Source organism: Micromonospora sp. NPDC049175, assembly GCF_043197345.1.
In the GTDB taxonomy this organism is placed as follows: Bacteria; Actinomycetota; Actinomycetes; order Mycobacteriales; family Micromonosporaceae; genus Micromonospora.
Genome location: NZ_JBICSY010000001.1, coordinates 1038505 through 1061727 on the forward strand (window position 1 = coordinate 1038505; position 23223 = coordinate 1061727).

The 23223-nt window shown below is 70.2% G+C and carries 20 protein-coding genes; 7 read left to right on the forward strand and 13 right to left on the reverse strand.

The window, feature by feature from the left end:
- The first annotated feature begins 163 nt into the window (after nucleotides 1–163).
- Nucleotides 164–832 carry a YceI family protein gene (locus ACGFH8_RS04310; protein ID WP_393363159.1) on the forward strand — a complete coding sequence of 223 codons (669 nt, stop codon included), beginning with the start codon at nucleotides 164–166 and terminating at the stop codon, nucleotides 830–832.
- Between the two features lie 74 nt (nucleotides 833–906).
- Here ACGFH8_RS04310 and ACGFH8_RS04315 read toward each other — a convergent pair whose 3' ends face one another.
- From ACGFH8_RS04315 to ACGFH8_RS04330, 4 genes are all read right to left on the reverse strand, one after another.
- On the reverse strand, nucleotides 907–1791 hold the full coding sequence (locus ACGFH8_RS04315) for an acyl-CoA thioesterase (protein WP_393363162.1): 885 nt from the start codon (nucleotides 1789–1791) through the stop codon (nucleotides 907–909).
- Nucleotides 1788–3236, reverse strand: a complete 1449-nt coding sequence (pyk, locus tag ACGFH8_RS04320; protein WP_393363165.1) for a pyruvate kinase — start codon at nucleotides 3234–3236, stop codon at nucleotides 1788–1790. Before pyk ends, ACGFH8_RS04315 begins: the two co-directional genes overlap by 4 nt.
- Nucleotides 3237–3435: 199 nt before the next feature.
- The gene (locus ACGFH8_RS04325; protein ID WP_393363168.1) at nucleotides 3436–4818 is read right to left on the reverse strand and encodes an FAD-binding oxidoreductase; all 1383 of its coding nucleotides are present in this window, start codon (nucleotides 4816–4818) and stop codon (nucleotides 3436–3438) included.
- A gap of 133 nt (nucleotides 4819–4951) precedes the next feature.
- The gene (locus ACGFH8_RS04330) at nucleotides 4952–5404 is read right to left on the reverse strand and encodes a YciI family protein (RefSeq protein WP_393363171.1); all 453 of its coding nucleotides are present in this window, start codon (nucleotides 5402–5404) and stop codon (nucleotides 4952–4954) included.
- Between the two features lie 86 nt (nucleotides 5405–5490).
- On the opposite strand from ACGFH8_RS04330, the gene ACGFH8_RS04335 reads away from it, so the two are divergent.
- Nucleotides 5491–6363 carry an aldo/keto reductase gene (locus ACGFH8_RS04335; RefSeq protein ID WP_393363174.1) on the forward strand — a complete coding sequence of 291 codons (873 nt, stop codon included), beginning with the start codon at nucleotides 5491–5493 and terminating at the stop codon, nucleotides 6361–6363.
- A 27-nt stretch (nucleotides 6364–6390) separates the two neighbouring features.
- On the opposite strand, the gene ACGFH8_RS04340 is transcribed toward ACGFH8_RS04335, so the two are convergent.
- Nucleotides 6391–6783, reverse strand: a complete 393-nt coding sequence (locus ACGFH8_RS04340; RefSeq protein ID WP_393363177.1) for a hypothetical protein — start codon at nucleotides 6781–6783, stop codon at nucleotides 6391–6393.
- A gap of 12 nt (nucleotides 6784–6795) precedes the next feature.
- Complete coding sequence (locus tag ACGFH8_RS04345; protein ID WP_393363180.1) at nucleotides 6796–9000, reverse strand: M48 family metalloprotease; 2205 nt, start codon at nucleotides 8998–9000, stop codon at nucleotides 6796–6798.
- Between the two features lie 162 nt (nucleotides 9001–9162).
- On the opposite strand from ACGFH8_RS04345, the gene ACGFH8_RS04350 reads away from it, so the two are divergent.
- The gene (locus ACGFH8_RS04350; RefSeq protein ID WP_393363183.1) at nucleotides 9163–10521 is read left to right on the forward strand and encodes a pentapeptide repeat-containing protein; all 1359 of its coding nucleotides are present in this window, start codon (nucleotides 9163–9165) and stop codon (nucleotides 10519–10521) included.
- Nucleotides 10522–10631: 110 nt separating this feature from the next.
- Here the strand turns inward: ACGFH8_RS04350 and ACGFH8_RS04355 are convergent, their stop codons facing one another.
- Nucleotides 10632–11207 carry a TetR/AcrR family transcriptional regulator gene (locus ACGFH8_RS04355; protein ID WP_393363186.1) on the reverse strand — a complete coding sequence of 192 codons (576 nt, stop codon included), beginning with the start codon at nucleotides 11205–11207 and terminating at the stop codon, nucleotides 10632–10634.
- A 206-nt stretch (nucleotides 11208–11413) separates the two neighbouring features.
- On the opposite strand from ACGFH8_RS04355, the gene ACGFH8_RS04360 reads away from it, so the two are divergent.
- Together ACGFH8_RS04360 and ACGFH8_RS04365 are read left to right on the forward strand one after the other, a co-directional pair.
- Complete coding sequence (locus ACGFH8_RS04360) at nucleotides 11414–12880, forward strand: MFS transporter (protein WP_393363188.1); 1467 nt, start codon at nucleotides 11414–11416, stop codon at nucleotides 12878–12880.
- Nucleotides 12881–12985: 105 nt separating this feature from the next.
- Nucleotides 12986–13975, forward strand: a complete 990-nt coding sequence (locus ACGFH8_RS04365; RefSeq protein WP_393363191.1) for an SEC-C domain-containing protein — start codon at nucleotides 12986–12988, stop codon at nucleotides 13973–13975.
- A 172-nt stretch (nucleotides 13976–14147) separates the two neighbouring features.
- Here ACGFH8_RS04365 and ACGFH8_RS04370 read toward each other — a convergent pair whose 3' ends face one another.
- Entirely contained in the window at nucleotides 14148–14414 is a 267-nt protein-coding gene (locus ACGFH8_RS04370) for a helix-turn-helix transcriptional regulator (RefSeq protein WP_357374410.1), read from the reverse strand.
- Nucleotides 14415–14514: 100 nt separating this feature from the next.
- On the opposite strand from ACGFH8_RS04370, the gene map reads away from it, so the two are divergent.
- A complete protein-coding gene (gene map / locus ACGFH8_RS04375) occupies nucleotides 14515–15333 on the forward strand; it encodes a type I methionyl aminopeptidase (protein WP_393363194.1) in 819 nt (272 codons plus the stop codon).
- A gap of 56 nt (nucleotides 15334–15389) precedes the next feature.
- Entirely contained in the window at nucleotides 15390–15836 is a 447-nt protein-coding gene (locus ACGFH8_RS04380; protein WP_393363197.1) for a nitroreductase family deazaflavin-dependent oxidoreductase, read from the forward strand.
- Here the strand turns inward: ACGFH8_RS04380 and ACGFH8_RS04385 are convergent.
- The 5 genes from ACGFH8_RS04385 to ACGFH8_RS04405 form a co-directional block, all read right to left on the reverse strand.
- Nucleotides 15833–16237: a hypothetical protein gene (locus tag ACGFH8_RS04385; RefSeq protein ID WP_393363199.1), complete on the reverse strand. Its 405-nt coding sequence runs from the start codon at nucleotides 16235–16237 to the stop codon at nucleotides 15833–15835. The two genes, ACGFH8_RS04380 and ACGFH8_RS04385, sit on opposite strands and share 4 nt — an antisense overlap.
- Nucleotides 16234–16545, reverse strand: coding sequence for a hypothetical protein (locus tag ACGFH8_RS04390; RefSeq protein WP_393363202.1), 312 nt, complete (start codon nucleotides 16543–16545; stop codon nucleotides 16234–16236). Before ACGFH8_RS04390 ends, ACGFH8_RS04385 begins: the two co-directional genes overlap by 4 nt.
- 77 nt (nucleotides 16546–16622) lie before the next feature.
- The gene (locus tag ACGFH8_RS04395) at nucleotides 16623–18122 is read right to left on the reverse strand and encodes an N-6 DNA methylase (protein ID WP_393363205.1); all 1500 of its coding nucleotides are present in this window, start codon (nucleotides 18120–18122) and stop codon (nucleotides 16623–16625) included.
- Nucleotides 18119–19609, reverse strand: a complete 1491-nt coding sequence (locus ACGFH8_RS04400; protein WP_393363208.1) for a hypothetical protein — start codon at nucleotides 19607–19609, stop codon at nucleotides 18119–18121. Before ACGFH8_RS04400 ends, ACGFH8_RS04395 begins: the two co-directional genes overlap by 4 nt.
- A complete protein-coding gene (locus ACGFH8_RS04405) occupies nucleotides 19606–23097 on the reverse strand; it encodes a DEAD/DEAH box helicase family protein (RefSeq protein ID WP_393363211.1) in 3492 nt (1163 codons plus the stop codon). Before ACGFH8_RS04405 ends, ACGFH8_RS04400 begins: the two co-directional genes overlap by 4 nt.
- Nucleotides 23098–23223 lie beyond the last annotated feature (126 nt).

Genomic DNA, 23223 nt, shown 5'->3' on the forward strand with positions numbered 1-23223 from the left:
GCGGCCGTCGTCGAGGACCAGTAAATGTGCGTCATGATCCACCGTAAGGTGGGGGCCGGAATGGCGGTATGGGACGTCCCTATGCTGGGCGGGGGCGTGACCGGCAGTCCGTTGCGGCGGTGCCGGGCAGCACATTGATACACATCGGGGGGAAGGCAACACGATGACCGATATCGCCACACGCACCTGGGATGGCATGACCATCCCGGTGGCTGGCACCTATCTTCTCGATCAGGCGCACAAGCGGATCGGTTTCCTGTCCCGGCACATGATGGTGAGCCCGGTGCGTGGCGAGTTCGCCGAGGCCACCGCACAGATCTTCGTGGCGGAGGACCCGCTGCTCTCCTCGGTGACGGCGACCATCTCCACGCCGAGTATCACCACCGGCAGCATCGACCGGGACACGCATCTGAAGAGTGCCGACTTCCTCGACGTGGAGCGCTATCCCACCCTCGAATATCGAAGCACCGGCATCAAATGGCAGGGCCAGGAGGATCCCATCTTCCAATGGGCCCGCCTGCGTAGCCACCGGCTCGGTGGGCGCGGCCGGAGTCCGATTGTTCCGCCGCAGTCCGAGGGCGTACCCGGGCGATTCGTGCTGACCGGTGAGTTGACCGTGAAGGGAATCACCAGGGCTGTCGACCTGGAGGTGAATTTCGGCGGCGCTCGTCGTGATCCGTACGGGCAGAACATCTTCGGGTTCAGCGCGACGGCCGAGATCGACCGCGAGGACTATGGCCTGCTCTGGAATGTCCTGTTGGAGAGCGGCGGGGTCCTGGTCGGCAAGACGGTGCAGATCGAGATCGCCGGCGAGGCCATCCACCAGGCCTGAGCGGTGTGAGCACCGTCCGGGGTCTGGTGGGGAGGCAGGCAGGCGTCAGGCGCCCACGCGGCGCGGCGCAGGCGTCAGGCGCCCACGCGGCGCAGCAGGCCCTCCTGGACGGCGCTGGCGATCTGCTGGCCGTCCGTGGTGAACATCCGGCCGGTGGCCAGCCCACGAGCGCCGGACGCCGACGGGCTCAGGCAGTCGTAGAGGAACCACTCGTCGGCGCGGAACGGCCGGTGGAACCAGAGCGCGTGGTCCAGGCTCGCGCCGACCAACCCGCCCGGCCCCCACACCTCGCCGTGCGCGGAGAGCACCGAGTCCAGCAGGGTGAGGTCCGAGGCGTAGGTGAGCGCGCAGGCGTGCAGCAGCGGATCGTCGGGCAGTTTGCCGTCGATGCGCATCCAGACACGCTGGTGCGGGTCGGCCGGCCGGTCGCCGGGACGGACCCAACCGGGCTCGCCCACGTACCGCACGTCCATCGGCCGCGGGATCTGACCCCACATGCCCAGCCGCTCCGGGTAACGGGAGAGCCGGTCGGACATCGTCGGGACGTCCTGCGGCGGCGGCACGTCCAGGGGAGCCGTGACCTGGTGGTCCAGGCCCTCCTCGGCCCGCTGGAACGACGCCGACATGAAGAAGATCGGCTTGTCGTGCTGGAGGGCGACCGCGCGGCGGACCGAGAAGGACCTGCCGTCGCGGATGTTCTCCACCTGGAACGCGATCGGCTCGGCCGGGTCGCCGGGGCGGACGAAGTAGCCGTGCAGCGAGTGCACGAACCGCTCCGGGTCGACGGTGCGGCCGGCGGCGACCAAGGCCTGACCGGCGACCTGGCCGCCGTACACCCGTTGTGGGCCGACCGGGGGGCTCATCCCCCGGAAGGCCATGTCCCCGGTCGGGTCGAGGTCCAGCACTTCCAGCAGCTGGTCGACAGCCGCCTGGCCGACCGCGACCCGACCGTCGCTCACTGCAGCGCCCGCGCCGACGCGGCGTCGACGAGCGAGCCGAGCTGGTGTACGCGCAGCGTGTTCGTCGAGCCGGGGGTGCCGGGCGGGCTGCCCGCCACGATCACCACGTAGTCACCGGGGTTGGCCCGGTCGAGACCGAGCAGCGCCTGGTCGACCTGGCGGAACATGTCGTCGGTGTGCTGCACGAACGGCATCAGGAAGGTCTCCACGCCCCAGGTGAGGGCGAGCTGGTCGCGCACCTCGGGGACCGGCGTGAACGCCAGCAGCGGCAGGTCGCAGTGCAGGCGGGACAGCCGTCGGACGGTGTCACCGGTCTGCGAGAAGGCGACCAGGGCCTTGGCGTTGATGGCGCGCGCGATCGACGAGGCGGCGACGGTGAGGGCGCCACCGTGGGTACGCGGGTCGTGCTGCAGCCGGGGCACCCCGATCGAGCCGGACTCGGTGGTCGTCACGATCTTGGCCATGGTGCTGACGGTCAGCACCGGGTACTTGCCGACGCTTGTCTCGCCGGAGAGCATGACCGCGTCCGCGCCGTCGAGCACCGCGTTGGCGACGTCGGAGGCCTCCGCCCGGGTGGGGCGGGAATTCTCGATCATGGAGTCGAGCATCTGGGTGGCCACGATGACCGGCTTGGCGTTCTCCCGGCACAGTTGCACGGCCCGCTTCTGCACCAGGGGCACCTGGTCCAGCGGCATCTCGACACCGAGGTCACCGCGGGCGACCATCACGCCGTCGAAGGCCGACACGATGGCCTCGAGGTGCTCCACCGCCTCCGGCTTCTCGACCTTGGCCAGCACCGGGCGGTAGACGCCCTCCTCGGCCATGATGTTGTGGACGAGCTTGATGTCCTCGGCCGAGCGGACGAAGGACAGCGCGACCAGGTCGACGCCCAGGCCGAGGGAGAAGCGCAGGTCCTCGGCGTCCTTCTCCGACATGGCGGGCACGCTGACCGCCACGTTGGGCAGCGAGACGCCCTTGTTGTTGGAGACCGGGCCACCCTCGGTGACCAGGCAGCGGATGTCGTTGCCGGTGACGTCGGTGACCTCGACGGCGACGCGGCCGTCGTCGATCAGCAGGCGGTCACCGGGCTTCACCTCGTGCGGCAGCTTCGTGTAGGTGCAGGAGACCCGCTCCTTGGTGCCGAGGATGTCGTCACCGGTGATCACGACCGAGTCGCCGGTGCGCCACTCGTGCGGGCCGTCGGCGAACCGGCCGAGCCGGATCTTGGGGCCCTGCAGGTCGGCGAGGACCGCCACCGGCTGACCTGCCGCCTCGGACGCCTCCCGGACAAGTCGATAGACCGCCTCGTGGTCGGCGTGGCTGCCGTGGCTGAAGTTGAGCCTCGCCACGTTCATGCCGGCCTCGACGAGACCCCGGATGCGCTCCGGGGACGAGGTGGCGGGACCAAGGGTGCAGACGATCTTCACGCGGCGTGTCACGCCCATCAGGCTAGTCTCTCCTTCAGGTCGGACTCGGGGCCGACCCATTGCAGGCAGCGGAACATGTGTCCAACGACGCGCGGTGCGCGTCGGGCCGGCGGGCGGAACCGCACCGGGAACGTTGTGGCGACGGGCAACGGCGACCGCGCGCCGGGAATCGTACGCCTCCGCCGGGGTGCGCTGTCGGGGTGCTCCCGAGGAAGGCTCACCGCGGGTGCACCGACGGCGGCAGGGTGGGCACCGCGGTCAGCAGGTCACGGGGGTCGTAGCGGCGCTTTGCCCGGCGTAGCCGCGCCCAGTTCGCGCCGTAGGCGAGCCGGACGCGGTCGGTCTCCTCCGGGGCGAGCAGGTTGGGGTAGCCACCGGGCAGGGCGTGCGGGGCGAGCGCCGTCGAGGTGCGCTCGGCCCACTCGCGGTGCGGCCCGGACTGCTCGCCCGGCGCCCAGACCGCGATGATCTCGGTGAGCAGGTGCTCGCCGCGCAGACCGAACGCCGTGTCGGCGAGTCGAACCCGGGTGGCCGCGCCGTGGAAGTGGTGCACGGCCAGCGCCGAGAACGGCGAGCTGACCTGGTGGGCCGCGTCGACGAGCACGTCGGCCACACCGTCGGTGCGAGCGGGCAGCCAGCGCGTCCGCAACAGGTAGTGGTTGCCGTCGACCATGCCGCCGTCGAACATCCGCAGCGCGTCCGCGTACGGCATCGGGGCGATCTGGTCGACGAGCGGGGTGCCCAGGTCGCGCAGCCGGTCCATCCACGGCAACCCGGCGTCCAGGTCCGGCCCGCTGTAGAACGGGCAGACGAAGATCATCGGCTCGCCGGCGGGGCCGGGCAGGAAGCCGGTCATGACGGTCAGCTCGTCCGGGGCCTCCGCGATGATCGCCCCGTAGCCGCGCAGCACGGCCGGCGCCTCGGCCAGCGCGAACATGATCATGCCGGCCAGCACGCCGGGCAGGCGATGCGCGCGGAAGCGCAGCTCGGTGACCACGCCGACGTTCCCGCCGCCGCCGCGCAGCGCCCAGTACAACTCGGCGTCGTGCCGGGGATCGGCGGTGACCCGGCTTCCGTCGGCGAGGACCACCTCCGCGCCGAGCAGATTGTCGAGCGTCAGACCGAACCGGCCGCAGAGCGGGCCGTACCCGCCGGCGAGGGCGAGCCCGGCCACGCCCACGTCGCGGACCACGCCGGTGGGCACCACCAGGTCGTACGGGCGGGCGGCGGCGAGCAGCTCGGCCGTCGTGGCGCCACCGCCGACGGTCACCGTGGCCGCGTCCGGGTCGACCCGGACGGCGTTCAGCCCGGTCAGGTCGAGCACCAGGCCGCCGTCGCGCAGCGCCCGACCGGCCCAGTCGTGCCCGCCGGAGCGGACCGACAGGGGCAGGTGACAGCGGGCGGCGATGCGGACCGCGTGGGCCACCTCGTCGGCGTCCCGACAGTGGGCCACCAGGGCGGGCGTGCGGTGCACCGCGCCGTTCCAGAGCCGGGTGGTGGTGGCGTACGCGGGATCACCCGGCTCGTACAGCCGGTCGCCGAGCAGGGCACGCAGCCGGGCGGTGGCCCTCGCGACATCGGGGGTGGCGGCGGAGATCATGGCGACTCCTCGACCGGGGCCGCCCCCACGCTTCCGGGTACGCCCCGGTGGCGGCCCTCGCAGGGCGCGACCGTAACACCGTCACACCGCCGAGCGCCGTCGTCATCACGACAGCCGCCGATTGACCGACAGCTCAGCTCTCGGTCTTGACCAGGGGGAACTCCAGCGACCCGGCCGGGCAGAGGAAGGTCAGCACGTCCACCCGGTAGAGCCCGGCCTGCACCGCCGGGTTTGCCTCCAACACGCTGCGGACGTCGTCGACGCTGCCGGTGCGGGCCAGCCCGAAGCCGATCGGTGGCTCCGGCTCGCGGGCCGGCCCGTCCACCGAACCGGCGACCAGGATGATGCCGCTTCGCTGGAGCGCCTGCATGTGCTCGGCGTGCTCGGCCTGCAACCGCTGCACGGTCTCGGCGGGCAGGGCCCGTCCGGCCGCGCCGGGATAGATCACGATGCACTCGTACGTGTCGAGCGCGAAGTTGACCTGCGGCACTCCCGCCATGGGTGCTCCCTCCGCCGTCGCGCCGAACGGCACCGGCCCCGCCAGCGTCGCACGGACGTCCCTGTCGTACCGGGCGCTTGCCGTCATCTGGCCCCGGTGGCCGGGTGACGTGTCCGCGCACACAGTCGGGTCACGCCCGGCATACCGGTCGAATTCCGGGGGATCATCTACCGATGGCGACAAACATCAGTGAGCAGCCCGCGAAGGCGTCCGGCACGTACCGGATCGGCGGGGACGTCACCGTCAACCGGCTCGGTTACGGGGCAATGCAGATCACCGGCCCCGGTGTCTGGGGTGACCCGAAGGACCCGGCGGAGGCGGTCCGGGTGCTGCGCCGGGCCGTCGAGCTGGGCGTGACGTTCATCGACACCGCCGACTCGTACGGGCCGTTCGTCTCGGAGTTGCTGATCCGCGAGGCCCTGCACCCGTACGCCGACGACCTGGTCATCGCGACCAAGGCCGGGCTGACCCGTTCCGGCCCGGGCGACTGGCGTCCGGTGGGCCGCCCGGAGTATCTGCGCCAGCAGTGTGAGCTGAGCCTGCGCCACCTCGGCCTGGACACGATCCCGCTCTACCAGCTGCACCGGATCGACGCGAAGGTGCCGCTCGCCGACCAGTTGGGCGAGCTGGCGCTGTTGCGGCAGGAGGGCAAGATCCGACACATCGGGCTGTCCGAGGTGAGCGTGGCGCAGATCGAGGAGTCACGCGGGATCACCACGATCGCGTCGGTGCAGAACCTGTACAACCTCGCCAACCGCAGCGCGGAGGACGTGCTGGAGTACTGCGAGCGCAACGACCTGGCGTTCATCCCGTGGTTCCCGATCGCCACCGGCGAGCTGGCCCGCCCCGGCGGCCCGCTGGACGCCATCTCCACCGCGCACGGCGCGTCGCCGGCACAGCTCGCGTTGGCCTGGCTGCTGCGCCGGTCGCCGGTGATGCTGCCGATCCCCGGCACGTCCTCGGTGGCGCACCTGGAGGAGAACGTGAGCGCGGCCGACGTACGGCTCACCGACGACGAGTTCGAGTCGTTGGCCAAGGCGAGCTAAGGATCTGCGGCGCGGACGGCGCCGGTGTCAGTCGGCGGCGTCCGTGCCGGGCTCCCGGGCGGCCCGCAGCGCCTCGGTCGCCTGGGCCAGCAGGCGAGCCGAGTCGGTGCGTCCACTCACCTGTAGTTCCACCTCGGTGTCCCCGGCCTGGATCCGCACGCTGGCCTCGGTGCGCTGCTGGTCGACCCAGGACTGCAGCAGGTTGAACAGGCCCGGGAGCAGCCCCTGCGCCAGCACCGCGATGATCACCGCGTCGGTGAAGCCCGGCCGTCCACCGCCGCCGCCGGCCTGCCGGACGACAGGCCGGTACTGCGGGTTGCGCTGGATCCAGTCGAGCAGGGCGACAGGCGGCGCCTGCCGGTGCCGCGGACTGATGGTCAGCCGGACCGGCTGCCGCGCGGCGGTGTCACTGTCGGTCACTGTTGCTCCCGGTCAGTCGGTGGCGGGGCGGAAGGCGATGGTGTCCCCGTCGGCGGTGGCGACGCCCCCGACGGTCACCGTGTCCTCGTCGGCGAACGGTGTGTTGGTGCCGAAGTACGTGGTGGTGCCGCTGACCTGCACCCTGCCCCGGGTCTCGCTCGGGGTGGTGACCTGCGCGCTGGCCGGTCCGGTCAGTTCGACGGCGATCTTCGGGTATTCCAGGATCTTCCAGGTGACCTTCTGCGCGGCGCCGCCGTAGTAGCGGAACGGGCAGCCCGGCGGCGCGGCGATCGTCTGCTTGGCGCACTCGTCCAGCCAGGCGCGTACCTGGGCCTCGACGGCCTCGCCGGCCGTCGGCTTGAGCACCGGGGCCAGTTGGAGGGTCGCCGCGCTCTGCCCCGGGCCGACCGCCACGGTCTCGCTCGGCGTCTCGCTGAGCGCGCTGGCCGGGCCGGTCGCGGTGTACTCGCCGGGCAGCAGCACCAGCGCGGGGCCCTCGGCGGCGCCCGGCAGCGCCAGCCCGTTGAGTTGCGCCCCGGGGCCGGCGATCGGGGTGTCGAGCGGGGTCAGCCCGCCGCTCACCTGCCAGCCGTGGAAGAGCCCGAGGGTGGTCTCGTCGTCGCGGCGAAGGGCGACTTCCGTGGTGCGCCGCTCACCGGCCAACCGGTACGCCACGGTGGCGGTGGCGCTGTCGCCGTCCCGGTCCAGTTTGGTGATCTTGACGTCGGTCGGCGGTCGGTAGCCCTTGGCGCGCAGCAGTTGGGCGAGCAGCTTGCGGTCGGTGACACCGCCCTGCCCGCTCAGGAAGTCGAGCGCGGCGTCGCTGTCCCGGTCGGCGAGCGCGGAGAAGTATCCGTCGACGGCCGCCTGCGGTCGGAAGAACGCCCACTGCACCACGCCGAGCCCGCCGGTGCCGACGCAGGCCGCCAGCACGAGGACGCCGACCAGCAGCCAGGTGCGACGGGTGCCGACCGGGCCGGAGTGGCCGAACAGCCGCTCGACGGTGACGGGCTCGTCCGCGCCGGCGGGCACCCCCGCCACCGACGCCCGATCCAGCGCGTCGAGCCGCAGCTCGTGCGGCGGGTGGGTGGCGCAGACCGCCTCGTCCCAGCCGCTGCGGCCGGTCTCGAAGGACAGCCGCCGCTCCAGGACGCGCCGCATCCCGTCGACGTGCCCGGTGAGCACGGCGCCGAGGTCGGCCCGGTACTCGGCCGCCCGCACGTCGCGGGCGTGCAGTGGCAGCACCACGTAGCGCATGGTGAGCAGCACCGGCCAGAAGAACAGGAAGACCACGAAGTTGGTGCCCGGGTGCGGGAACGTCCGCATCAGCCAGGTCGGCAGGGCGTGCGCGAGGGTCAGTGGCAGGCCGACACCACGGACGAAGGCGCTGGTGATCTCGTCGCCGGTGCGCCAGTGCACCAGCTCGTGGCTGAGCAGCGCGGCGACCTCGTCGTCCGGCTCGGTCAGCACGGCGGTCGTGACCACCACGTGCCGCGCGTACGTGCGGGCGTTGCTCAGGACCGGGTCGTCCTCCATCAGCAGCCGGGGCACGCTGGTCAGGCCGAGCCGCCGGGCGCACTCGTCCAGCACGGGGCGCAGCTTTGCGTACTCCCGGCGGCTGGGCTGGCGGGCGCCGGAGACCACGAGCAGGCGCGGTTCCAGCAGCACCCGGTAGAGGGTGTAGAGCACCCCGATCAGCGCCGCCGCGGCCACCGTGCCGACCAGGCCGGTGGCCAGCGCGATGGGGCCGTCGGTGGCGCCCAGCCAGGGCACCACCAGCACGGAGAGGAAGCCGATCAGGAACCCGGCGACGAAGCCGGTCACGCCGCCGAGCACCCCGCCGGAGCGGGTCAGGAATGCCTCCAGCAGGGAGCCGATCACCGGGGCGTCGCGCAGCACCTGGGGCACCTGGTCGTCGGCGCCGAACGCGCCGGCGAAGAGCCCGGTGACGGCAAAGGTGAGACCGCTCCAGAACGCCAGGAGCAGCGCGAGCGGCAGGTAGAACCAGGTGGCGACGAACGCGCCGAGCACGCCCCGCCAGTCCCGCAGGATCCCGGCGCGCAGCCAGACCAGCGCACTCGGATAGCCGGGTGGCCGGTCGGCGAAGCCGCCGGTGGTCGGTGGGGCGGCGGCGGTCGGTGGCTCGGCCGCCCGGACGTCGAGCTGCGGCACGGTCGGCGGGGTGCCCTCCGGCGGCACGGTGTGCGGCTCGGTCATGCGCGCTGCTCCTCTGGGACGTCACGTCTGTCGCGATTGGACAGCGGCAGCAGGTTATCGAGCACGTCTGATGTCCGGCACCCCCTTTCCCAGGAACGTCGCCCACCCGACATTCACCGCCGCGCACCCCGGGGTGGTGAGTGCGAATGGCATGCTGTGGCCGTGGTCGCCGACGAACCCCCCGAGCGCCAGTTACGGGTGATGCCGTGGTGGCTGGTGCTTGTCGGCCTGCTGGTCGCCGCCGCCCTGGGCTGGCTGGTGCTGGGCCTGCTGCTCGCCGAGGCCGACCGGGCCAGCCAGGCGGACACCCGCGCCACGCTGCGCATCGACGCGATCCGCACCGGCCTGACCGTGGTCGCCGGCACCGGCGGAGGGTTGGCCCTGCTGCTGGCCGCCCGACGCCAGTGGATCGCCGAACGCGCGCAACGGCACCAGGAGAGCGTCGCCGCCCGCGACCAGGCCCACCGCGACCGGGTGCAGGCGCACGCCGAGTCGGTGGCCGAGGCGGCGCAACGCCAGCAGGACCGGCAGTCCGCAGCGGCCGAGCACGACGCGGCGGAGCGGCGGCTGACCGAGCTCTACACCCGGGCCGTCGAGCTGCTCGGCAACGACAGCGCGGCGGTACGCCTCGGCGGCCTGCACGCCCTGGAACGCCTCGGTCAGGACAACCCTCGGCAGCGCGCGACGATCGCTGCGGTGCTCTGCGCGTACCTGCGGATGCCGGCGCCGGACGGCGAGCCGCGCGAGACGGAGGTCCGGCGCACCGCGCAGCGCGTGCTCACCCGACACCTGCGCGCGGACGACGCGACCCACTGGCCGGAGCTGACGCTCGACCTGACCGGTGCCACGCTCGTCGACTTCGACGCCGCGGGCTGCACGCTCGTCGACGCGACCTTCACGGCGGCGGCGTTCACCGGTACGACCACCTTCGCGGGCGCGACGACCCGGGGGCGGCTCCTGCTCGGGGCGGCGACCTTCGGCGACGTGGCCTTCGAGGGTCTCACGGCCGACGGTGAGGTCATGCTGGACGGCGCTCGCGTCGGGGGTCTGGTCAGCTTCGACGGGGCGGCGTTCACAGGTGGCCTGTCCTGTCGGCGGTCCGCCTTCGCCGGCCTGACCTCGTTCCGCCGGGCGACGTTCGGTCAGCCGACCAGCTTCGACGCGACCCGCTTCGAGGACAGCGCCACGTTCCGGGAGGCCGTCTTCGACGCCTCGCTGTCGATGGAACACACCGAGTTCGGCCGGTCGGCCGACTTCCACTCCGTTCGCTTCCGGAGCATGGCGCTGTTCCGGTGGACCGTGTTCGGCGCGGAGGCGTTGTTCGACCGGGCCCGCTTCACCGACGCCGCGAACTTCGGCCGGGCCCGGTTCCACAGCATGGCCAGCTTCCGCGACGCACAGTTCAGCCGGCCACCGCAGGTCGACCAGGCCCGGGCGATCGTCGATCTCGGTCACCGCTGGCCGGCGGGCACGGTGGTGGAACGGCTCGACGACGAGTGGCTGCTGCTGGTCGACCGCTGACGGCGGGTCAGCGGGCGGGGCGCTTGTCGACGGGGCGGGCCGCTGGTCAGCGGGGCGGGGGCGCGCCGGTCAGCGGGCGAGGGTGCTCTGGGCGGCGGGCGGGGCGCTGGTCAGCGGGCGGGGGCGTGTAGGCCGTCCAGGGCGACGCCGAGCACCCGGTCACGCTGCTCGGGCGACGCGAACTGGGCCATGGTCAGGCCGCTGATCAGGCGTATCACGTCGTCGAAGCTGACGTCGGCACGGACGACGCCGGCCTCCTGGGCGCGGCGCATCAGCGGCTCGCCGGCGGCGTAGATCTCCGTCCGGCAGCTCGCGAAGATCTCCGAGTCGTGCAGCAGCTGTTCGGCGAGCGCCCGCTTGGTGGCGACGTACGCGACGAAACGGTGCAGCCAGGCGACGAGCGCGTCCCACGGGGGCAGCTCGGCGAGGTCCTCGGCCGAGCGGCTCAGCGCCCGGACCTCCTCGACGTAGACGGCCTCGAAGAGGTGCCGTCGGCTGGGGAAGTTGCGGTAGAGCGTGCCGATGCCCACGCCGGCGCGTCGGGCCACGTCCTCCAGGGAGGCGGCGGCGCCGTTCTCGGCGAACGCCTCGCGCGCCGCCGCGACCAAAGCGTCGTAGTTACGCCGCGCATCGGCCCGCTTGGGCCGCTGGGCGAAGACCTCGGGCGCCTGCCCCGCGCTGGTCATGACGTGCGTCACCTCAACCTGGTTGCATCCGGAGGCAACCCTCCGCTAGCTTAGTGGAGGCACCCCTCCGGAAACCCCGGAGGCCTGCCTCCGGTTAGCTTACCTCGGTACCCGCCCGATCGCCGCCTGGCCACCCGATCGCCCGGACCGACAGCCCTGCCCGCCGCAGACGACGGGCTCAGTACGTACTCAGGGAGTTTTCTCTCGTGGCAGTAACCTCCCGGCGCAGCTCGCGCCGGCTCACCTTCACCGTGCTCGCGGCCGGCGCCGGGTTCTTCGCGATGCTCCAGTCGCTGATCACCCCGGTGCTACCGACCATCCAGCAGGATCTGCACACCTCCCAGAACACCGTGACCTGGGTCCTGACCGCCTACCTGCTCTCCGCGTCGATCTTCACGCCGATCCTCGGACGGGTCGGCGACATGGTCGGCAAGGAGCGGATGCTCGTCGTCTCGCTTGCCGCGCTCGCGCTCGGCTGCCTGCTGGCCGCCATCGCGCCGAACATCGGCGTCCTCATCCTCGCCCGGGTCGTGCAGGGCATCGGCGGCGCGGTCTTCCCGCTGTCGTTCGGCATCATCCGCGACGAGTTCCCCGCCGCGCGGGTCTCCACGGCCGTGGCCGCCATCTCGGCGATCGTCGCCGTCGGCGGTGGCCTGGGCATCGTGCTGGCCGGCCCGATCGTCACCACGCTCGACTACCGCTGGCTGTTCTGGATCCCGATGGTCGTGGTCGGGCTGACCGCCGTGGCCGCCCACCTGTTCGTCCCCGAGTCGCCGGTCCGCACCCCCGGGCGCATCGACTGGCGCGCCACCCTGCTGCTCTCCGGCTGGCTGGTGGCGCTGCTGTTGCCGATCAGCCAGGGCGCGGCCTGGGGCTGGACCTCCACCCGGGTGCTCGCGCTGCTGGCGCTCGCCGTGGTGCTGCTGACCGGCTGGCTGGTCGCCGAACTGCGGTCGAAGAACCCACTCATCGACATGCGGATGATGCGGCTGCCCGGAGTCTGGACCACGAACCTGGTCGCCCTGCTCTACGGCGCGTCGATGTTCTCCGTGTACGCGTTCCTCCCGCAGTTCGTGCAGACCCCGACCGCCGCCGGTTACGGCTTCGGGGCGAGCATCAGCCAGGCCGGTCTGCTCATGCTGCCGATGCTCGTCGCGATGTTCGTCGCCGGTCTCGTCGCCGGCCGGCTCCAGGCCGTGTTCAGCGCCAAGGCACAGCTCGCCACCGGTGCCGCGTTCAACGTGGCCGCCTCGGCGATGCTCGCCGCCGCGCACGACACCCGCTGGGAGGTCGCCATCGCCGGCGGCCTGGTCGGCCTCGGCATCGGTCTGGCCTTCGCGTCGATGGCCAACCTGATCGTCGCCAGCGTCCCGGCCAGCCAGACCGGCGTGGCGACAGGCATGAACGCCAACATCCGCACCATCGGAGGCGCGATCGGCGCCGCCGTGGTCAGCGGCGTGATCACCGCCCACCCGCAGGCCAACGGCCTGCCCCGGGAGGCCGGCTTCACGACCGGGTTTCTCGTCCTCACGGCCATCGCCCTGGCCGCCGCGCTCGCGGCCCTCGCCGTCCCGTCCGCCCGGCGGGCGTCGGCCGGTCGCCGGCCGTCCACCGCGACGATCGTCGAGTCGGAGCTAGCCGGCGAGTTCGCCACGATGCCCGCGACCCGCTGAGGAAACGCGGCGCGGCCCGGGCGGTTCGCCGCCCGGGCCGCGCCGTGTCCGGGAGTAGGCTGGCCGCTCCCCCACCCACCGCCCGTCGTCTTTCAGGATGCGCCCATGTCCGAGTTGCTGACCGCCGACCGCATCGACGAGATCGACAATCTGGGCTCGAAGAGCCCCGACCCGGCCGCGCTCGTCGCCGAGCTGGTGAGCGCCGTCGACGAGGGGCGGGTCGCCGACCCCGACGACACCGGGTACGCCCTGCTGGTCGCCGTGGACATCCTGAAGCAGGCCGGCGACCTGGCCGACGCGCTCACGCTGGCCACCCGCGCCATCGCCGAACAGCCCGACGACAACACGTACGCGCGAGGGGTACGCGGCGGCCTGCTGCTGCGCCTCGGGCGGACCGACGAGGGCATGGCCGAACTGACCGCCCTGCGTCCGCTGCTGGAAACCGACCCCGACTCTATGTACCTGATCGACGAGCTGGCCGAGTCCGGCCACGCCGACACGGCTGTGGAATGGCTCACCGGGGCTCTGGACGCCATCCTGGAACGGACCCGCGCCCAGCAGCACGCGTCCGAGGACGCCCAGGACGCGGCCGCCGCCATGATCTTCGGCCTGGCCCAGCACCGACACGACCTGCGCGAAGAGCAGGGCCTACCCCACGACGAGTACGACAACCTCGCCGACCGGCTGCGCGCCGCGAGCAACCACGCGCTCGACGCCCTCGACGACGGCCCGGCGACGCTGCTGTTCTGGCCGCCTGCGGAGCTCACCGCGCTGCTGCTGCGCTGGCCCGCCCTCGTCGACAGCTACCCCGCCACCTGGGACGAGCACCGCGCCCAGACCGAACGCGGACTCGTCGTCACCTCCGAGATGGGCGGCACGGACCTGGGTGTGGCAGTCGGCACGGTCGCCGGGCTGGCGGCCTTCGCCGAACGCGAGGGCATCGACCCCACCGACGAGGAGACCCAGGACGCGTACGCCGACTCGCTGACCGGCCCCGACGACCTGCGGGCCTGGCCGCCCGGCCGCAACGACGCGTGCTGGTGCGGCTCGGGCGCCAAGTACAAGAAGTGCTGCCTGCCGCGCTCACGCGTCTGACCGGTCCGGACGCCGCGGGCGCTCCCCCGGGGTGCCGTCGCAGTGGTTCGTTCCGGGCTGCCGCGGTTCGTTTCGGGGTGCCGCGGTTCGTTTCGTGGTGCCGCGTTTCGTTTCGGGCTGCCGCGGTTCGTGGTGCCGCGGTTCGTTCCAAGGTGCCGTCGCGGACGGTCGTTCAGGAGGCTTCGCGGACCCGCAGGTCGGCCAGCCACACCTCGGCGAGGTCGCTGAGCTGGACGCCGAGGACCTCGCTGAGGCAGACCACCGTGCCGAACGCGGGCGCCGGGAGCCGACCTACCTCGATCTTGCGGAGCGTCTCCGGCGAGATGCCGGCCGCCAGGGCCACCTCGACGAGGGGACGGCCACCTCGCGCGACCCGAAGCGCCGCACCGAGACGTTGACCCGCGGCGATCTGCGCGGGGGTGAGCGGTGGGCGAACCATGTGAGCAGGATAGATCTGCCTCGGCGGAGCGGCAACGCCATCCGGGCGGGCGCGCCGAGGCGTGGTATAAATATACCGCTACGGACAGGGAGGGTTGGTCGTGATCGAGCTGAAGTCCCCCGAGGAGATCCAACGGATGGCCGTGACCGGCCAATTCGTCGGCGAGTTGCTGGCGGAGCTGCATGAGGTCGCCGCCGTCGGGGTCAACCTGATGGACCTTGAGCGCCACGCGCGCCGTCGGATCAAGGAGCGGGGCGCCGAGTCCTGCTACTGGGACTACGCGCCGTCGTTCGGCCGCGGCCCGTTCCGCAACGTCCTGTGTCTCTCGGTCAACGACGCCGTGCTACACGGTCTGCCGCACGACTACGTCCTGCGCGACGGTGACCTGCTGAGCATCGACATGGCGGTCGGGATCGACGGCTGGGTCGCCGACTCCGCGCTGTCCGTCATCGTCGGCACCCCCACCCCGGAGGACCTCAAGCTGATCGAGGCCACCGAGGTCGCGCTGACCGCCGCGATCGACGCCGCGCAGCCCGGCAACCAGCTCGGCGACGTCTCCGCCGCGATCGGCGAGGTCGCCCACCGCTACGGCTACCAGGTCAACAACGAGTTCGGCGGGCACGGCATCGGTCGCACCATGCACGAGGCCCCGCACGTCGCCAACAGCGGCCGGCCCGGCCGGGGCATGAAGCTCAAGCCCGGCCTGACGATCGCGATCGAGCCGTGGTTCTGCCGCAGCACCGACAAGATCAAGTTTGACGAGGACGGGTGGACGATCCGGTCCGCGGACGGCTCACGCACCGCCCACTCCGAGCACACCGTCGCGATCACCGAGGCCGGCCCCCAGGTGCTGACCACCCGCCCGGGGCAGGACACCCGACCGGCCAACCGCAGCGGACAGTCCACCGCGACGTCCTGACCGGCTCGGCTTCACCCGGCCTACCTCCGACCTGGCCCGACGAAGGAGACAATGCCGTGACGGCGCAGGAGCAGCACGAGACGATCGAGGACAGCCCGGTCGGATGGGTCGCCGAGCACATCCGACGCTACGTGCAGACCGACGGCGCCGACGGCGACACCTTCTACGGCGTACCGTCGCTGCTGCTCACCACCCGCGGACGCCGAACGGGCAAACGACGCCGCACCGCCCTGATGTACGGCCGCGACGGCGACAACTACCTGCTGGTGGCGTCCAACGGGGGCGCCAACACGCACCCGGCCTGGTATCTGAACCTGAGCGCCGACCCGACGGTCGAGGTACAGGTGGGCGCGGAACGGTTCACCGGGCGGGCGCGGACGGCGACGGGCGAGGAGCGGGCCCGGCTGTGGCCGGTCATGACGAAGGTCTTCCCGACGTACGCCCGCTATCAGAAGGGCACCGACCGCGAGATCCCCGTGGTCGTCATCGAACGCGCGCCCTAGCCAGGGAACTGGATGACAGGAAGGTCACCGCCGTCGCCGTACGCCTTGACCTCGCTGGTCAGCACCGAGGCATCGTGCTCCAGGACAGCCATCACGGCAGCGGCTAGGTCAACTCGACCGGTGACCACGCGCCAGTACGCCAACTCCTGCCAATCCTCACCCCAGGTGGGCAGCACCGCGCAGGCGGGACGTTCGAGCAGTCGGTGCAGCGCCGCTCGATCGCTCGGATCGTCCACCACGGCCAAGACCTCGGCCGCGACTACCGCCGGCACACCGAATCGAACGCCGTCCTGAGCGACCTCGTGGATTGGCTCGGCAACATCCATGGATCCGGCCACGTAGGCGAGCAGCGCGGACCGATCCAGTATCAGCCGGACCGAGGGCGCGTCGGGACTCGTCATGCCGCCGGAGCCTGGCTGCCGGAGCCGTCGAGCATCTCCGCTGCCGCGCGACGGGAACGGTCACGCAACGCGGCGCGTCGCCCGGGCGACCATTCCTGCTCGACCTGAGCGCGTTGGACCCGGGCACGGGCCTGCCCCTCCGCCGTCACGGTCATGCCCCGGCGAGCCAGTTCGGCATCGAGATCCTCGGCACGCATTCGTGCCCGAATCGTGTCGACCACGTACGCGCTGGCGTTGGGCTCACGCTCCAAGCGCTCCGCCACGTCCTGCGGAAGCGAGAATGACTTCTTGCTCACCGATCCGGTCATACCAGCGAGCCTACAGAATCGCACCGGTTACCCATAGCGACACGCTGGTCACCTGTTCTGACGCCGCCTGCGCCTGCTCAGGTGTCCGTGGCTTGGGCGGCACGCGACGACAGGGCTTCCGCGATGGCGGCGAATTCGCGCAGCGCCGCCTCCAGGTCCTCGACGATCTCCTGCGCGATCACCTCCGGCGGCAGGAGCGCGTCGGCGTCCTCCAGGGAGGCGTCCTTGAGCCAGGTGATGTCGAGGTTCACCTTGTCGCGGGCGATCAGCTCCTCATAGGAGAACGCCTTGAACCGCTCGGTTTCGACCCGATCGGCGCGGTCCTTGCCCGGTAGGTAGCAGTCGACGAAGTCTTGGAGATGGTCGCGGCGCAGCGGGTTCTGCTTCAGCGTGAAGTGCTGGTTGGTGCGGAAGTCGTACACCCAGAGTTTTTGGGTCCACGGCTCCTCGCGAGCGCGCTTGCGCTCGAAGAAGAGCACGTTGGCCTTCACTCCGCCGGCGTAGAAGATGCCGGTGGGTAGGCGCAGCATGGTGTGCAGGTCGTACTGCTTGAGCAGCCGGCGGCGGATCGTCTCCCCCGCACCGCCCTCGAAGAGCACGTTGTCCGGCAGGACGACCGCGGCCCGGCCGTCGATCTCCAACAGTGAGGCGATGTGCTGGACGAAGTTGAGCTGCTTGTTGGCGGTGGTGGCCCAGAAGTCGTTCCGCTCGATCTCCCGCTCCTCGCGGGTAGAGCGGCCGTCCTCACCGATCATGCGGATCGAGGAGCTGCGGCCGAACGGCGGGTTCGCGAGGACCAGGCTGTAGCGGCGGTCTGGTTCCTTACCGAGAGCGTCTTTGATCGCAATCAGGGAGTCGCCGCTGGGGGTGCCGATGCCGTGGAGCAGCATGTTCATCGCGGCCAACCGGGCGGTGCCGTCGACCAGCTCGGTGCCGGTGATCGCGCCGTTGGCGAGGCGGCGACGCTGGTCCGGCGTGAGGGCACTGCCGTGGTGACGCTGGATGTAGTCGAACGCGGCGAGCAGGAAACCACCTGTCCCGCAGGCCGGGTCGGTGATCGTGTCGTCGGGAGTGGGTTGCATGCAGTCGACCATCGCGGCGGTCAGTGCTCGCGGGGTGAAGTACTGGCCGGCACCGGACTTGGTGTCCTCGGCGCCCTTGGCCAGCAACTCCTCGTAGGCGTCACCCTTGACGTCGACGCCTGCCTGCGACCACTGCTCCTTGTCGATCAGGTCAACAATGAGCCGCTTGAGCTTCGCCGGGTCCTGGATCTTGTTCTGCGCCTTGCGGAAGATCGTGCCGAGCGTGCCGCCCTCCCGGGCCAGGCCGGTGAGGATGTGGCGGTACTGCACCTCCAGGGCGTCGCCCTCGGCGTCGAGCAGCGTCTGCCAGCTCAGCTCGTCCGGCACAATCTGCTCGGGCCGGATCGACCGGTTGGCCCGCTCGTCGGCCATCTTCAGGAAGAGCAGGAACGTCAACTGCTCCACGTAGTCGATGGTCGAGACGCCGTCGTCGCGCAGGACGTCGCAGTAGTTCCACAGCTTCTGCACCAACCGGCGCGAATCCACAGTGCTCACAGCGGCAATGCCTCCTGCTGGTAGTTGTCGCCGGTCACTCTGGTCGGCGGAGCTGGCAGCTCTTTCTGGGTACGTCGACGGGTTTTCTGCTTCGGCGGCGCGGCTGCCCGCTCGGCGCGGATCCGCTCCAACAGCTTCGATGCCGGCTCGTCGTTCGGATCCTGCGGCACCAGCCGGCCCGCAAACGCCTCACCAAGTAGTGAGCGACGGAGTGATAAGCCCTTGCTTTTCACCAAGGTGAGCGCCTCGCTCAATCGATCGGCCACCGCCGTCGTCTCCCCTAGCTCCTGAAGTAGGTGACGTTGCATCGGCACGGAGGGGAGCGGAATCGGCAATGAGGAGAGCAGCCTCGAATTCAAGTTGTACTGGCCGGCGGAGGAGGCCGCTGCTCGTTCCAAGCGCCTACGCCAATCCGAGCTGGAGACAACCAGGGCTATCCACCCGGGCTCCACGAGGTCAGTCGAAAGCCGGAACCGGATCAGGTAGGAGGCGAAGGCCATAGACAGCACCTGTCGCACAACGGCAACGCGGCCGATCAGGTCCCGGCTGCCGTTGGTGCGGACGAACAAGATATCGCCTGGGCTCAGGAAGTAGTTGCTGAGATCCAACGACTCGTCGAGGGCGTTCTTAATGTCATTCAGGTTGACCTCACCTCGCTGGATATTCGGTATCCGAAGAACCGGCGAACCGGGCGCACTATAATCACATTTCGTTGACGTTCCATAGCCCCAGTCGTAGCTCAACATCCCCAGGCTGACCGAAGCCCAACCGATTGGCAGATCAAACCCCGGCATCGGATCGGGCTCGATCCGCTTCCGTGCTCGGCGAAATACCTGCTCTTCAAGTTCATCACCCGAAGGCTGAAGCCCAACAGCCCTCTGCGACACCCCGTGCGAAAGCCCTCGAACCGCGCGATCGGCGAGACGTTCAGTCATGAGCCGACTTCTACGCAAGCCAGCTTCGACAGGAGCCAAACCCGCATCGAGGCGCGATTGATTATCTTCGAGGGCGGCGACAATGCGGCGCTGCTCGGCAAGCGGCGGAACGGGTACCAATATTTGCAATAGAGCACGTTCGTTGATCTTGGGGAGCACCGTTCGGGCTTGGTGACCGGCAGCCGCAGCAGTGAAAGTAGGAGTAAGCATCCAGTGGAACAAGAATCGCCTATCGATAAACACATCGACTGGGTACATGTCAGCACTGCAAAGGCCTTCGAAGTCGACGTCTACGACTTTAGCCAAGTAGGGTCGGATTTTTGAATATACGAGCTGGCCTGGGTAGAAATGATGCTTAGGGCTTGCTACCCCGTCTTCTGCGATTGTGCGATAAGGCAGCAAACGGCCAGTGCCCGACTCGACATGATTAGGCGCAATGTGAGGCGCTTCCGCGTGATCGGCGGGGTCCACCAAGTTGGAAGCAACGCGGGCCACATCACCGAAGGTCGCCCACCTCCAAGAATCTGGGATGTCGAAGGGCACCTCGGTCACGCGGACAACTCCTGGTTCAGTTCGTTGAGCAGCGGCTCAGCGCGCTTGCCGAACGCGCCCGCGTACCCGTCGATCCCGCCCCGCTCACTGAACGGCGCGCCCTCCAGGTCGTCGGGGGTGACTTCCACGCTGACCGCTATCACGTCCTTGATCCTCTCCAGCCACCACGCCTGATCGGCAGTGAACGTAGCGCCCGCCTGCTCCTGCCGGAGCAGCCACCCACGGAAGCGCTCCTCGACGAGACTGCGGTACGGGCGCAGCTCCTGATCCAGCCCCAACTCATACCGGATGAGGCTGACAAGATCCGTCACTCCCCTGCTGCCCGATGCCTCCGCGGTGCGGCCGAGCAGCACGTACGACTTCCACAGCGACTCTGGCGTCCACGCCTGCGGCGGCCGGGCGATCCGCGCCGCCAGCTCCTTGAGTTGGTCGTAGCCGACCCGTCCCCGGCCCTCGAAGAAGACCTGCAACGCCGTGATCTCGTCGCGGTGTTCCTCCAGATAGTCGTGCCAGCTCTTGACGGTGACCTGGGCACGTTCCTCAGGCGGCACACCGGCTGCCGAGATCAGCTTGTCGGCGTTCACCTCGTCGATGGTGATGTCGTGCGCACGGCGGATCTCCAGGATGCGCTCGCGCAGCGCCGGGTTCGCGGCAAGCGGGCGCAGCGCGCCGGTCAGCAGGTCGCGGACAGCGTCAGGGCCAGCTTCCTTCGCAGGGTTGAGCTGTTCGGGGGCGACCGCATCCACCAGGCCCCGCACGATGCCGGTCAGCGGCTGGTTTGCTAGGTCGGCCAGTTCGGCGCGCTCGTCATCGGTCAACTGCTGGTCCAGCCGGGCCAGCCGGGCGGCGAGCGTGGCCACCTCGTCCGGGTCGGCGGTCAGCGTGCCGGCCTTCTTCAGCAAGTCGCGTAGAGAGATCTGCCGTTCGGAGTGCCGTTGCAGGGGCACGGCCTCGTCCAGGTCCGCTTCGGTGACGCCCACCGCATCGACGATGACGAACCGGTCCTTGACCTCGGCGTCGGGCGTGACAGCCTGGAATTCGGCAGCATCGATGGTGCGGGCACCACGGCCCTTCATCTGCTCGAAGTAGGTGGCACTGCGCACCGGCCGGAGGAAGAAGACGCATTCGAGAGGCCGTACGTCGGTGCCGGTGGCGATCATGTCGACGGTCACCGCGATGCGCAGCTCCGGGCTGTTGCGGAACGCCTGGATGAGGGTGTCCGGGTTGTCGCCACCCTTTCGGGATGCGTACGTGATCTTCGCGGCGAAGTCGTTGCCCCGCCCGAAGACCAGCCGGACCATCTGCACAATCTCCTCGGCGTGGTTGTCGTCCCGCGCGAAGATCAGCGTCTTCGGCACGGTCGACCGGCCGGGAAAGATCTCGGTGAAGAGCTTCTCCCGGAACGTCTCCAGCACCAGCTTGAGCTGCCCCTTCGAGATCACCGACCGACCGACCTGGTTGCCGCCGTACGTGAAGTCGTCTTCCAGCTCCTGGTAGCGCTCGGCCCGGGTGCGGCGGTCCCGCAGCGGAACGACGGTCCCGGCCTCGATGTCGGCGCCCTTCTCGGTGATCTCCGTCTTGATCCGGTACACGTCGAAGCTGACGTTCACGCCGTCGGCAACCGCCTGCTCGTAGGTGTACTCCGAGACCAGGTTCTGCTGGAAGAAGCCCAGCGTCTGCTTGACCGGCGTGGCGGTGAGCCCGACCACGAACGCGTCGAAGTACTCGATGACGCCCCGCCACTTGCCGTAGATCGACCGGTGGCACTCGTCGACCACGATCAGGTCGAATGTCTCCGGCGGAAGCTGCCGGTTGTAGGCGACATCGGCCGGCTCGTCCAACTCGTAGTCGTCGTACGCCCGGTCGTCGAGGTCCACGTCCGGCAACTCGTCGCCGCGCAGCGCGCCGTACAGCCGCTGGATGGTGGAAATGACCACATTCGAGGAGTCGAGCATCCCGGCTCCGGAGAGCCGATCGACGTTGTACAGCTCGGTGAACTTCCGTCCATCGTCCGGGGTCTGGTAGCCCGCGTACTCCCGCAGGGTCTGCTTGCCGAGGTTGTTGCGATCGACCAGGAACAGGATCCGCGCGGCGCGGGCGTGCTTCAGCAGCCGGTAGCTACTGGTGACCGCCGTGAACGTCTTGCCGGCACCCGTGGCCATCTGGATCAGCGAACGCGGATGATCCTCGGCGAGGGAGCGTTCCAGCCCGTCGATGGCGTCCACCTGGGCGGGCCGCAGGCCGAGCCGGTCCAGCGCGGGCATCCGCCGCAGCCGCGCCCGCAGCGTCGGTGCTGCCGGGTCGTCGTCGGCCTCCCGCATCCACCGCGCGAACGTCTCCGGCCGGTGGAAGGCGAAGATCTCACGGGTACGGGGGAACGGGTCGAGCCGGTTGACGAAGGCGGTCTCGGTGCCCGTGGCGACGTAGCCGAAGGGCAGCGGATCGTCCCGGTGCCACGCGGCGAGCTTCTGCTCGGCGGTGAGCCCGTTGAGGTAGCGGTCGAGCTGCGCCTCGACACCGCGCGGCGCGGTCCCCTCCCGCTTGGCCTCGATCACGCCGACCAGCCGCTGGTTGACGTAGAGCAGGTAGTCGGCCCGGCCCGCCGCCAGGGTCACCTCGCGGACGGCGACGCCGGCGCCCGCCCAGAGGTTGATCTGGCTCTCGTCTTGGACGATCCAGCCGGCAGCGCCCAACTGCCGGTCGATCTCGACCCGGGTCTGCATCTCGTTGAGGGGTTCGTGCGAGGCACGACGGGCGCGGGCGATGAACTCCTCGCGTCGAGCGGCCGAGACCTTGGCCGTCGCCTTGCTGTCCAGCGCCGCCTGCTCCGCCTCGGCCGCCGGCTCGAGGCTCGCCACCAGGACAGCCGCCTGTTCGCGGCGGGCGTCGGCATCGCGAACGGCGCGATCCGCGGCGACCATCGCATCGGCCTGGGCCTGGGCCAGCGACGCCTTGCCTTCCAGCAGGAGCTTGGTCTGCGCCAATTCGTCCTTGTAGCGCTGGATCTCCGCCTGGAGCCCGTCGGCGATACTCTGCGACACCTGCTGGGGTGGCGGGGATGGTGGCACGAAGCCGAGCGGAGTCCGGTCGCCGGTCAGTGCCCGATGAAACCAGACCCCCAGCTCGAAGCAGGTCCGGAGCATGTCCAGCGCCGCACGCACCTCACCCAGGTGATCGTGTACGGCCTTGTTGCCCTGATCCCGGAGACGGTCGAAAGCCTGATAGATCTCCGGCACCAGGGTGCCGTCGGCGTAGAGCGCCTCAACCCGGCGGTAGAAGTTGTTCTGCTGCGGCCGCACACCGGTGCGGCGGACCAGGTCCTTGGCCATTTCGTCGCCGAAGGCACGGATCTTGAACATCGCCGACTGAGCGTCGACATAGACGAGCAGTTCAGCGCCCGCGCCATACCAGACCAGCAGCGGGTGTTCCTTGAGGAACCCGAAGTTGGCGGACTGCTCTGCCAGACGTCGTACCTGTCGAGGATCCACGACACTCCACGTGGCTAGCCTGCGGTGAACACGTCAGGATAGGGAAGATCACCGTTCTGCACAGCCCGTACCACGCGCGGTGACAGCTTTCCGACAGCGGCAGCAGGTCGAACGTACGTTCTATTG